Genomic DNA, 12,190 nt, shown 5'->3' on the forward strand with positions numbered 1-12,190 from the left:
CCTAGCCCGAGATCGGGACCCGCCACCGCAGGACCGTGCCCGGGTCGGCGTCCTGCAGGTCGAGGTCCCCACCGTGGGCGGCTGCCCTCGCCCGGAGGTTGCGCAGCCCGTTGCCCGGCACCTCGGTGGCCGAGATGCCCCGGCCGTCGTCGGTGACCCAGAGGCTGAACCAGCCGTCCTCGACCGCCAGGTCGACCTCGACGCGGGTCGCGCCGGCGTGGCGGGCGCAGTTGGACAGCGCCTCGCGCAGCACGACCGTCGCCTGCTCGGACAGTGCCTGCGGGACGAGGGGGTCCACCGGACCCCACGACCGGACGACGGGCAGGAAGCCGAGCACCGGCTCGTACTCCCGCGCGAGGGCGAGGACGTCGTTGCGCAGCGACGTCGGGCGGCCGCGCTCGAGCTCGAAGACGGTGCCGCGGATGTCGCGGATGGAGTCACCGATCTCCCGGACCGCCTCGTCGCCGTGACCGTTGGTGTCCTCGCCGCTGCGGATCCCGGCGCGCAGCTTGAGCGCGGTCGCGTAGAGGCGCTGGATGACCCCGTCGTGCAGGTCGCGCGCGATGCGGTCGCGGTCGGCGGCGAGCACCGCGTGCTGCCGTTCCTGCTGCAGCACGGCGTGGTCGAGAACCAGCGAGCAGTGGCGGACGAAGGCCTCGAGCAGCTCGCGGTCGTCGGCCGACGGGCCCGGGTGCGCGTCGTCGAGCAGCAGCACCACGACGCCGGCGAAGGCGTGCTCGGGATCCAGCGGCAGCCCCCACACGGTGTGGTCGGCCAGGCGGACCAGGAACTCCTGCCCGTCGTGCTGTGCGGCGACCACGTGATCCGTGACCTCCCCGAGCGCACGGGCCAGCACCTCGTCGGTCTGCCCGGCACCCGCGGAGACGTCGATGCTCTCGTCGACGACCTCGACCACCACCGCGGTCCGCGCCGCGCAGATCCGCAGGGCGCCCTCGGCCAGCTTGGTGAGCGGTTCGGCGAGGAGGTAGGGCGGGCGCACCGAGCGGTCGACCGCGGCGGCGAGCTCGAGCGACTCGTGGCGGCGCTCGCTCAACGCGTAGCTCAGGGCGTTGCGCACGGCGACGCCGGTCACCCGGCCGAGCACCGCGATGCTCGCCACGTCGTCGTCGTCGAAGAAGCCCTCCGGCGGGGCCAGCAGCAGGAGGTCGGCGTAGAGCCGCTTGCCCACCACGACCGGCACGCGGAGCACCTCGCCCCCGGAGACCGGGTCGGCCAGCCGGGACAGGTCGTGCTCGGGTCGCGCGCCCGGCTCCCCCCGCAGGCCCGACGTCCCCAGCCGGCCGCGCAGGGCGTCCGCGTCGTCGCGCGACAGGCCGCGGGCCATCAGCACCCGGGCCAGCCCGGACGTGCCGGTGTCGTCGCGGGCCGGCTCGTCGACGAGGGTCAGGACCAGGCCCCGGGCGCGCGTGCGGTCGGCGCCGATCGTCGCGGCTCGCTCGAGGACGGTGTCGACATCGAGCACGGAGACGATGTCGAGCAGGTCCGAGCGTCCCGTCGCCCGGTCTCCTGGGAAGACCATTGCCTCATTAGACCAGCAGGCGGTCACCCGGTCCGACGGACCCGGATTTTCCTCGCGCCCCCGGCTGCGGAGCCCCACAATGACGCGGTGACCACTCAGGCTGCGGCCCGCTCGGCGTTCGACGAGCCCGTCGACGCGCCCCCGGCCCGCTGGATCGGCGCGCTCGTCCTGCTCAACCTCGGCGTGATGGCCGGCTGGTTCGGCCCGATCCAGGTGCTGCTGGCGCAGCAGGCCGACCGGATCGCCGCCGCCGAGCCGGGCGGGATGAGCAAGGAGCTGCTGCTCGCCGTGGTGCTCTTCACCGGCGCCACCGTCTCGATGTTCGCCAACCCGGTGTGGGGCGCCTTCTCGGACCGTACGACGTCGCGGCTCGGCCGCCGGGTGCCGTGGGTGCTCGGCGGGGTCGTGCTCGGCGCCGCCTCGTTGCTGCTGCTCTCCATCGCCGAGGACGCGGTGCTCATGGTCGTCGCCTGGAGCCTGGTCCAGCTCGCCCTCAACGCCGCGTGGGCCGGTGGCGTCGCCGCGGTGCCCGACCAGGTGCCGGTCGAGCGGCGCGGCCTGATCGGCGGCCTGGTGGCCATCGCCGGCACCATCGGCGTCCTGGTCGGCATCAAGATCGCCGAGCTGACCGGCTCGATCGCGCAGGGCTACCTGGTGATCTCGCTGGTGATGCTCGCGCTGTCGGTGCCGTACCTCCTCGGCTCGCGCGACGTGCCGCTGCCCACCGACCACGTGCTGGAGCCGATGGACTGGAGGAAGCTGGTCCGCTCCCTGTGGGTGTCGCCGCGGGAGCACCCGGACTTCGCGTGGGCCTGGCTGACGCGCCTCCTGGTCAACCTCGGGAACTGGATCGCGCTCAACTATCTCTACTACTTCCTCACCGACGGGCTCGGCTACGGCGACGACGACGCCACGTCCCGGCTCGGGCTCCTGGTGCTCATCTACGGCGTGGCCACCGTCGCCACCACCGTGGTCGTCGGCCACTGGAGCGACCGGGTCGGGCGGCGCAAGGTGTTCGTCATCTGGTCCGGCGTGCTGATCGGCGCCAGCTCGCTCGTCCTCGGGCTGTGGCAGGCGTGGCCGGGCGCCCTGCTCGCCGCGGTGGTCCTCGGCGCCGGCTTCGGCGTCTACCAGGCCGTCGACTTCGCCCTCATCACCCAGGTGCTGCCCGGTGCCGTCGACCGTGCCAAGGACCTCGGCGTCATCAACATCGCCTCGGCGCTGCCCCAGGTGCTCGCGCCCGCCATCGCCGGCCTCATCCTGGTCCTCGTCCGCGAGCTCGGCGGCTCGGTCGCCACCCACGGCGACGGCTGGTCGCTGGGCTACGGCGTGGTCTACGTCGTCGGCTTCGCCCTCTGCGTCCTCGGCTCGGTCTTCGTCACCCGGATCCGCTCGGTCCGCTGAGCCCCGGGGCTCAGCCCCGGCTGATCGTGATCGCCAGGCCGAGGAGGTGCTCGAGGCGGGCGAGCTCGGAGTCGAGGAACTCCGGACCGCCGCGACGACCCATCAGCACCACGTCGTCGCCGAAGGGCGCGGCGCACTCGACGTAGGTGTCGTCGCCGGGGAGCCGGACCGGCGCGGGCACGTCGCGCTCCGGGAACTCGTCGGGAGCGGCGTCGGTGCGGTGCACCACCCGGACGCCGTCGGGACCGCTGCGGACCCTGGCCGCCCAGTCCACGCGGAACGCGATGGGCAGCAGGTCGACCAGCCGGTCGCGCGCCGTGGACGGGTCCTCGGTGAGCGCCTCGACGACCTCGAGGTCGAGGAACAGGTTGCCGCCGGCGGCGTAGCGGTTGATCCACAGCACGCTGACGCCGTCGAGGACGCTGCACGCGGAGACCACCGAGTCGGGCATGGTGCCGGGCGCCATCTCGAGGAGCACGTCGTCGACGGCGTACCCGTCGTGCTTCTCCACGATCTCGATCGCGTCGATGTCACCACCGGCCTCACCGATCGCGCTCGCGACGCGACCCAGCGACCCCGGGACATCGGGGAGCTCGACGCGCATCAGGTACGGCATGGCTCGAGGCTATCGGGAGTCTGTGTCGGCGGCGTTTCAGGCGCGCGTCGGTGGGACGACCCGCTCACGGCGCCGCTGCCAGGCGTAGGGCGAGCCCGCTCGCGCGCTGCGCCCGCCGGCCGATCGCCGCCCGGATCGCTGCCTCCGAGCCCACCACCCGCACGCGCGACCGGGCGCGGGTCACGGCGGTGTAGAAGAGCTCGCGCGACAGCAGCCGGGAGTCCTCGTCGGGCAGGAGCACCGTCACGACGTCGGCCTGGGAACCCTGCGACTTGTGGATCGTCATCGCGTGCATGGTCTCCACGTCGCCGAGCCGCGACGGCGCGAGGTCGCGCGGCCCGTCGCTGGCGGCGATGACGGCCCGCGGACCACCGGGCGTCATCACCACGACCCCGCTGTCGCCGTTGTAGACGCCGAGCTGGTGGTCGTTGGCGGTCAGGAGGAGCGGGCGGCCGACGTAGGCGCGCTCGTGGAGCGGGTCGCCGGTCTCGGCGGTGAGCCAGTGCTCGATACGACGGTTCCAGTGGCGTACGCCGTAGGGGCCGTCGCGGTGCGCGCACAGCAGCCGGTGCCGGTCGAGCGCCTCGAGCGCGGCGGCGACGTCACCGCGCTCGGCGGCGTCGCGGACGGCGAGGGCGGCCTCGAGCGCCGTCGTGCGGATGCGCGGTGCGGGGTCTGCGTCGTCGACCCACTCGACCGCCTCGTGGCCGGCGGCCAGCACGGCCAGGGCCTCGTCGGCGTCGCCGGTGCGCAACGCCTCGGCGAGCGCGCGGATCTGCTCGCCGAACCGGTGGGTGGTGCGCAGCCCGGCGACGGGTGAGTCGGGGCGGTCCTGGAAGCCGCGGACCACGTCGCTCAGCACGGCACCGGCCTCGACCGAGGACAGCTGGTGCGGGTCGCCCACGAGCACCAGCCGGGCGTCGGGGCGCACCGCCTCGAGCAGGCGCGCCATCTGGGTGAGCGAGACCATCGACGACTCGTCGACGACCACCACGTCGTGGGGCAGGCGGTTGCCGCGGTGGTGGCGGAACCGCGTGGAGTTGCCCGGGTCGGGGCGCAGCAGCCGGTGCAGGGTCGAGGCGGTCACGCCGGCGAGCCGCACCCGGTCGGCCTCGTCGAAGGCCTCGGCCTCCTGGTGCACCGCCTGCTGGAGCCGGGCCGCCGCCTTGCCGGTCGGCGCGGCGAGGGCGATCCGGAGGCCGCCCGGGTGCTGGTCGAGCAGCCCGACCAGCAGGCTCGCCACCGCGGTCGTCTTGCCGGTGCCGGGGCCGCCGGTGAGGACGGTCGTCCACTGCCCCGCCGCGGCGAGGCACGCCGCGACCTGTTCGTCGTACGTCGTGCCGGGACGGGCGCGCTGCATCGCGCCCACGAGCCGCTCCATCGACGCGGCCATCCGCCCCGCGTCGTGGGCGGGGGACGTCGCGGCCCGGGACAGCAGGTCGTCGACGACCTGCGTCTCCTGCTCGTGGTAGCGGTCGAGGTAGAGCAGGTCGTTGTCCCAGCGGACCAGGCCGGCGGCGACCAGGGGGCTCCCGGCGACCGCCGCCGCCCACTCCGGGGCAGGCGGCCACGGGAGGTCGGGCGGGTCGGCCACCGTCGCGAGGTCCAGCGCGACCGACCCGGCGCGCACCGCCCGCACGGCGAGCGCGACGGCCAGCAGCACCTGCTCGTCGGGCTCGCGGCCCAGGCGGCCGAGGGCGCGCGCGACGTGCACGTCGGCGCTGGTGAGCACGCCGGCGACGTTGAAGTGCGCCAGCAGCCCGGTCGCCCCGAGGGCGAGTCGGGCGTCGGTGCTGTCGACGGGCTCGAAGAGGTCAGTCATGCGGGGTCCTCATGGGGGTGGCTCCGTCCAGGAGGTCGGACAGGGCGGTGACCAGCGCGACGGGCGGCTGCCACGAGAACACCCCGCACGGCTGCCCGTCGACGCTCGGCGTCGCGGGGCCGCACATCCCGCGCAGGTAGAGGTAGAGGACGCCGCCGAGGTGCTCCGCCGGGTCGTAGCCGGGGAGCCGCCAGCGGAGGTAGCGGTGGAGGACCACGGTGTAGAGGAGGGCCTGGAGGGGGTAGTCGGAGTGCCCCATCGCCTCGGCCAGGACGGCCGGGCGGTAGTCCCAGGCGGTCGCGGGCGCGGCCCGGTCGCCCAGCCAGTTGGTCTTGTAGTCGATGGTGAGGAAGCGGGTGCGACCGTCGACCGGAACCCGCACCACGACGTCGATCGAGCCGGTGAGGTAGCCGAGCAGGCGCTGGCCGGCCAGGGCGGGGTCGGCCTCGAGCGTGCCGGCGAAGGCCAGCAGCGGGTCGCCCTCCGGGAGGTGGGCGCGGAGCAGCGGCGCGAGGTCACCGAGGACGACCTGCGCCGTGGCCTCCCGCGCCGCGAGGTCGCCCCCGGCGAGGGGCAGCTCGAAGTCCAGCTCGCGCAACCGGTCGGGGACGTGGACCTCGCGCAGCGTGAGCCCGCCGGCCAGCGGGCCGAGCGGGGAGTCGCACACCGCGACGAGCGCGTCGGCGAGCTCCTCGGCGTCGACCTCGACCGCCCACCACGCGCGGCGCTCCTCGACCTGGGCCAGCAGCTCGGCGCGCAGGTCGGGCGCGGCAGGGTCGGCGTGCTCGAGGACCTCGTGCACCAGCGAGCCGAACTCCGCGCCCACCGGGAGGTCGGCCATGGGGGAGGCGACCGCGGTGAGCTCCAGGTCTGCCTCGGGGGCGGGCGCGTCGTCGGGGACGTCCTCGAGGTCGGCCTCGTCGAGATCGGGCACGTCGTCGGGCTCGGACAGGACCCGGTCGGGTGCCCCCGCGTGCGGGGCGGCCGCCGCCGCCAGCGCGGAGTACGACGTCCGGCGCCAGTCGGTGTCCACGTCGCGGTCGAACGACCGCACCGACAGCGGTGGCAACGGGCGGTCGATGGGCGTCGTGTCGACGGCGCCGGGCACGGCGAGCTCGGGCTGGGGCCCGCCCGCGCCCTTCCAGCGGCCGAGGATCTCCACCACCTCCTCGTCGCCGGGGACGGCCTGCTCGTCGTGGACGACCGGGTGCCCCGGAGCGCGCCCGAACAGCATGCGGTGCAGCGGTGCGCTGGCGGTGTTGTTGGCGGTGGGGCAGTACCAGGCGACGACCTGCGACTGTGCGCGGGTGAGCGCGACGTAGAGCAGGCGCAACGACTCCCCGGCGTCCTCGTGCCGGCTGCGCGTCACGGCCGCGTCGCGCCAGCGGCTCGGGCCACCGACGTCGCGGCAGCGCTTGCCGTCGGCGTCGTGGAACAGGGGCACGTCCTCGTCGCGCACCCACCGGTCCCACAGGGTCGGGAGATAGACGATGGGGTACTCGAGGCCCTTGCTGCCGTGGATCGTGACCAGCTGCACCGCGGCGGCGTCGGAGTCGAGCCGCCGGGTGCGCTCGGAGGCGACCTCGAGCTTGTCGTCGGCGACCTGGGCGCGCAGCCAGCCCAGCAGGCCGACGACGCCGAGGCGCTCGTCGACGGTGACCTTGTGCAGCGCCTCGCCGATGTGGCGCAGGTCGGTCAGCGTGCGCTCGCCGCCGACGCGTCCCAGCACCCGGGCGGTCAGCCCGTCGAGCACGGCGCACTCCAGCACGGCCGCGACGCCCCGGGCCGCGAACACGTCGGCGAGCCGGCGTACGTGCTCGCTGAGCGTGTCGGTCGGGTCGGGCTCGGCCTGCAGCTCCTCGGCGGTGCGGCCGAGGAAGTCGGTCAGCGCCGCGGCCCGCACGCGGTCGGCCCGGTGGGGCTGCTCGAGCGCCTCGAGCAGGGTCAGCCACTGCGTCGCCGCGGCGGTCTTGAAGACCGACCCGCCGGCGTTGAGCACGGCGGGCACGCCGACGGCGGCCAGCGCGTCCTGGGCGGCGAGCAGGTCGGCGCGCCGGGCCGCGAGCACGGCGACGTCCTTCGGCTCGACCGGGCGCCCGTCCTCCCCGGGCCCGACGGTCGCGCCGCTGGTGAGCAGCCGCTTGACGTCGGCGGCGAGGTCGGTGAGCACGTGCTCGCGCCAGTCGCCGATCCGGGGGCGCCTGCGGCCGAGCTCCTGGTGGCGGACCACGCGGAGCCGGAACGGCGGTCCGGCTCCCTCCAGGCGCGAGGTCGGGTGGTGGGCGGTGACGGGGTGGACCGGGATCCGGTCGTCGCCGAGCGCGGCGCCCTCGACCAGCACGTGGAGCGCCTCGAGCAGCGGCTGGTCGGCCCGCCAGTTGACGCCGAGGGTCTGCCGGGTCGTGGCCTGCTCGGCTGCGTCGAGGTAGGTGACGATGTCGCCGCCGCGGAAGGCGTAGATGGCCTGCTTGGGGTCGCCGATGAGCACGAGCGTGGACACCCCGTGGAAGGCGCGCTCGAAGACCTGCCACTGCACCGGGTCGGTGTCCTGGAACTCGTCGATGAGCGCGACCTTCCAGCGGTTGCGCATGCGTGCGCGGGCGGGGGAGTCCTCCGGCCCCAGCGCGTCGGCGAGCTGGCCGAGGAGGTCGTCGTAGGACAGCACCCCGAGGCGCCGCTTGCGGCGGTCGATCTCGTCGAGCACCCCGCACGCGAAGCGCACCCGCTCCGCCGCGCCGCCGTCGGGGTCCTCGGAGAGCGCCTCCTGCGGCGCGACGCGGGCGCGGGGGTCGTCGACGACGGCCCGGGCGATGGCCAGCGCGTCCTCGCGGGTCCACGGCGCCTGCTGCTGGCGGGCGAAGAGCTGGAGGTAGTGGTCGTCGGTGACCTCGGTGGTGAGCTGCTCGAGGTCCTCCACGAGCACGGCACCGGTGTCGGTGTCGCCGGCGACACCCAGGCTGCGGAGCACGAGCTGGCAGAACTGGTGGATGGTGGCGATCGTCGCGGCGTCGAACGTCGTGAGCGCCCGGGTCAGCCTCGCGAGCCGGACCGCGCGCTCGTCCTCGTCGGCGTCGAGGAGCCAGTCGTGCAGCCGGTTGGCGGGGTCGGCCGTCGCCGGCTCGCCGAGCACGGCTGCGGCGTCGTCGAGCTGGCGGCGCACCCGGTCGCGCAGCTCCTGGCTGGCCGCGCGCGTGAAGGTGACGACCAGCATCTCCTCGAGCGTCGCGACGCCCTCCGCGAGGTAGCGGGTGACGAGCGCGGCGATGGTCCAGGTCTTGCCGGTGCCGGCGCTGGCCTCGAGCAGCGTGGTGCCGGTCGGGAGCTCGCCGCAGATGTCGAAGGTGTCCATGGTGGGCGACGCGGTGAGGGGCTCGGTCACGTCAGATCCCCCGTACCAGCTCGAGGGACAGCAGCGGGGACCAGACCCGGAGGGCGTAGTGGCCCAGGCGGTGCGGCGCCGGGCCGTCCGCGGCCGCCTCGTCGGGCAGCAGCGGCGCGGCGAGCAGGTCGTAGGGGGCGGACTCGCCCCACGCGCGGACGTGCCACTGGTCGCCGTCCTCCTTGGGGAAGCCGCTGTCGTTGAAGCGCGGGGTCACCCACTCGCCGCGGGCCTTGGCGTCGGGGTCGGCCTGGCCGCGCTCGCCGATGGCGAACTCCTCGGCGAACGCCAGGCTGGTCCTGATCGGGAGCGGCAGCGGCTCGCGCTGCCCCCGCTCCATGACGGCGACGAGGTCGCGCAGGTGCGTGCGCGCCTCGTCGTCGGGCATCGGGGAGACGAGCGCGCGGCGCCCGGACCGCCCCCAGCGACCGATGGTGTGGGCGGTCCAGTTCTCGTCCGGGTGGCCGGCCGCCAGCGCGAGGGCGTCGAGCCAGGCGGCGAGCCGGTGCTTGGCGCCGAGGCTGGAGTAGCTCACGGCGACGAGGTTGTTGCCGAAGACGTTGCTCACGGTGCCGGTGAGCCGACGGTCACCGAGGTCGATGTCGACGTCCAGCGTGCGCTGCAGGCCCGAGCGCAGCGGCGTCGCCGCCTCCACGAGGGGGCGCACGCGGGCGACGATGTCGGTGAGCATGGCCGCCCCGAGGTCCTCGGGAGGCAGCAGGCCGCGCAGCTGCTCGGCCAGCATGGCGGCCTGGGGGTCACCGCCGGCGAGCACGTCGTGCACCAGCCGGTCGCCGACCTGCCACTTCTCGAGGCCGTCGAGCGTGATCGGGATGGCGTCCTTGGTCTCCTCGACGTCGTAGGGGGTGGTGACGCGCAGGCGCTGGCGCAGGAAGCTGCGGACCGGGTGGGCGAAGAAGTCCTGGAGGTCGCTGAGCGACACCTCGCCGGTGGGCTCGGGCGGCGCGAGGGGGCCGGGCACGAGCGATTTCGGCGCCGGCTGCGGTGCCCGGGCGGCGCGGGCGCCGGCCAGGGCGGTGCGGTCGAAGGAGAACGGTCGGTCGTCGGCACGGACCAGCGCCCCCGCGGTCAGGTTGGCCTCGTCGAAGGGCTGGAGGGGGTGCTGGACGAGCACGTCGGCACGCACCGGCGCGCTGCTGGTGCGGTCGAGGGCGTCGAGGAGCTCGCCGAGCGGGACGGCGGGCGGCTTGTCGTCGTTGGTGTGCTCGCCGCGACCGGCGTAGGTCACCACCAGGGTCTCGGTGGCGGCCCCGATCGCGTCGAGCAGCAGCTGGCGGTCCTCGGAGCGCACGTCGCGCTCGCCGGTGAGCGGTCGCCGGGCGAGGACGTCGTCGCCGTCGACGGACTCCAGGCGCGGGAAGACGCCGTCGTCGAGCCCGACCAGGCACACCACCCGGTGCGGCACGGACCGCATCGGCACCATGGTGCAGACGGTGAGCGTGCCGGTGCGGAAGTTGCTGCGGGTGGGCCGCCCGCGCAGGCGGTGGCGCAGCAGCGCGCGGACGTCGGCGTGGCGCAGCCGGGTCTCGTGGCCGCCCACGCCGGCCGAGATGCGGGCGAGCTCGCGGTCGAACTGGGCCACCCGCCAGGCGTCGTCGGTGCTGCTGGCCGTGAGGCCGTGGACGGCGGCGCCGAGGGCGGTCGTCCAGTCGGCGACGGACGTCGCGTCGGCCGCCGAGCGGACGAAGGTGTGCAGCCGGTCGACCATCTCCACGAAGGCGCCGACGAGGTCGAGGTGGCCGTCACCGACGTCGTCGAGCGGCAGCGTCGCGCCCACCACGCGGTGGCCGCCGCCGGACATCGCCGCGCCCAGGAGCACCCGCTGCAGCCCGGCCAGCCACGTGTTGGCGTCGAGGTCCAGGCCGAAGGCGCCGCGGTGGTCGCGGTCGTAGCCCCAGCGGATCGCCGCCTGGTCGACCCAGCGCGCCATCCGCTCGAGGTGGTCGTCGGTGAAGCCGAACCGGGCCCGCACCGGTTCCGTCGCCGCGAGGTCGAGCACGGACGTCGCGGTCATCCGCCCGGCTGCGAGCTCGACGAGGTCGGCCGCGACCCCGAGCAACGGGTTGGTCGCGCCCGGGGACCGGTCGGCGAGCCGGACGCGCAACCGGTGGGCCGGGTGACCGACGTCCTCGTGGGCCACGTCGGCCAGGCCGAACCCGGCCGAGATCAGCGGCGCGTAGGTCTCGATGTCGGGGCACATGACGAGGATGTCGCGCGGCTCGAGGGACGGGTCGTCCTGCAGCAGGCCGACCAGCACCTCCCGCAGGACATCGACCTGCCGGGCGGTGCCGTGGCAGGCGTGCACCTGCACCGAGAGGTCGTGCGGCGCGCGCACCCGGGTCGCGAGCGTCTCGGCGTCGGGGGAGCGGTTGGCGCGCAGGTCTGCCTGCAGCCAGCCGAGCAGCGTGGTCGGGTCGGCCTGCCGGGCGGGGGACTGGTCGGCCTCGAGCCCGCCGAGGGTGCGGCGCAGCTCGCGCGAGTCGCGGCCCAGCGACGCGAGGAGGGGGTGCCCGACCAGGTCGGCCGACTGGTCGTCGGCCCGCGCGACGGGGCCCTCGAGGGCGGTCGGCGCCAGCGCCGCCCAGAGCACGGGCGAGGGCTGCGGCAGCCAGAGGTGCACGTCGCGGTGCTCGCCCAGGGCGCGGAGCAGCTCGACCTCCGTGACCGGGAGCCGGGTGTGCCCGAACAGCGAGAGCCGACCGGGGAGGTCGAGGCCGGCCGCGCCGTCGCGCAGGCGCGCCAGGGTCTGCGCGTGGCGGACGTCGGGAGCCGGCTCCTCGACCTGCGCCACGAGCCGCCGCCACAGCTCGGCCTGCCAGCGGAGGTCGGCGTCGAGGGGGCCGCCGGCCCCGTCGGAGTCCTCGCCGGCACGCCAGTCGCGCACCAGCTGCGGTCGCTGCACGGCGTAGGAGGCGAAGAGGCCCGCGAGCCGGCGCGCCACGGCGTAGCGCCGGGCGCTGCGCTCGTCGGCGGGGTCGCCCCCGCCCAGGTGGCGGCTGAGGTCCTCGAACCCGGGCTCGTGGAGGCACCCGTCGATCACCGCCAGCAGCGGCCACGCCAGTCGGTCGGGGCTCCACGGGTCCTCGGTGTCGCGGTCGAGCAGCATCGAGACGAGCGAGTGGGGGGTCACGAAGTCCACCCCGGCGCACACGCCGTCGCCGCCGCGGGGCCCGACCCCGAGGCGGTGGGAGAGGCGCTGGGTGAGCCAGCGCTCCACGCCGCGCGCCGGGACGACGACCACCTCGCGGGCGAACGGGTCGTCGAGCGGGGTGACCAGCAGGTCGGCGAGGCCCCCGGCGAGCGCGTCGGTGCGCTCGGCGGTGTGGAGGTGCAGGGTCACGCCGCCACCCTATGAGCGGCCACCGACGCCGGTGGGGTGACCCGCGCCGGCCCGGCCGCCGGGAGTGG

At 75.3% G+C, this 12,190-nt stretch carries 6 protein-coding genes; 1 reads left to right on the forward strand and 5 read right to left on the reverse strand.

The genetic code is table 11. The annotated features are described in order from the left end of the window. Position 1 precedes the first annotated feature (1 nt). Positions 2-1,540: an ATP-binding protein gene (locus Q9S36_RS32625; RefSeq protein WP_311288983.1), complete on the reverse strand. Its 1,539-nt coding sequence runs from the start codon at positions 1,538-1,540 to the stop codon at positions 2-4. 87 nt (positions 1,541-1,627) lie between these two features. Between Q9S36_RS32625 and Q9S36_RS32630 the strand changes: the two genes are divergently transcribed. Then, entirely contained in the window at positions 1,628-2,944 is a 1,317-nt protein-coding gene (locus Q9S36_RS32630) for an MFS transporter (protein WP_311288984.1), read from the forward strand. 10 nt (positions 2,945-2,954) lie between these two features. On the opposite strand, the gene Q9S36_RS32635 is transcribed toward Q9S36_RS32630, so the two are convergent. The 4 genes from Q9S36_RS32635 to recC all read right to left on the reverse strand — a co-directional run bounded on the left by Q9S36_RS32635 (position 2,955) and on the right by recC (position 12,122). Beyond that, positions 2,955-3,560, reverse strand: coding sequence for an ACT domain-containing protein (locus Q9S36_RS32635; protein WP_311288985.1), 606 nt, complete (start codon positions 3,558-3,560; stop codon positions 2,955-2,957). A 64-nt stretch (positions 3,561-3,624) separates the two neighbouring features. Then, a complete protein-coding gene (gene recD / locus Q9S36_RS32640; protein ID WP_311288986.1) occupies positions 3,625-5,382 on the reverse strand; it encodes an exodeoxyribonuclease V subunit alpha in 1,758 nt (585 codons plus the stop codon). Further along, entirely contained in the window at positions 5,375-8,761 is a 3,387-nt protein-coding gene (locus tag Q9S36_RS32645; protein WP_311288987.1) for a UvrD-helicase domain-containing protein, read from the reverse strand. The genes recD and Q9S36_RS32645 overlap by 8 nt, the downstream gene beginning before the upstream one ends. A 1-nt stretch (position 8,762) precedes the next feature. Continuing rightward, positions 8,763-12,122 carry an exodeoxyribonuclease V subunit gamma gene (gene recC / locus Q9S36_RS32650; RefSeq protein ID WP_311288988.1) on the reverse strand — a complete coding sequence of 1,120 codons (3,360 nt, stop codon included), beginning with the start codon at positions 12,120-12,122 and terminating at the stop codon, positions 8,763-8,765. Positions 12,123-12,190: the final 68 nt, after the last annotated feature.

It is taken from the genome of Microbacterium sp. ARD31 (assembly GCF_031844425.1).

What these genes read in the sequence shown, in the direction of transcription:
- recD (WP_311288986.1), bottom strand. Translation starts at nt 5,382, where the DNA reads ATGACTGACCTCTTCGAGCCCGTCGACAGCACCGACGCCCGACTCGCC.
- Q9S36_RS32635 (WP_311288985.1), bottom strand. Translation starts at nt 3,560, where the DNA reads ATGCCGTACCTGATGCGCGTCGAGCTCCCCGATGTCCCGGGGTCGCTG.
- Q9S36_RS32625 (WP_311288983.1), bottom strand. Translation starts at nt 1,540, where the DNA reads ATGGTCTTCCCAGGAGACCGGGCGACGGGACGCTCGGACCTGCTCGAC.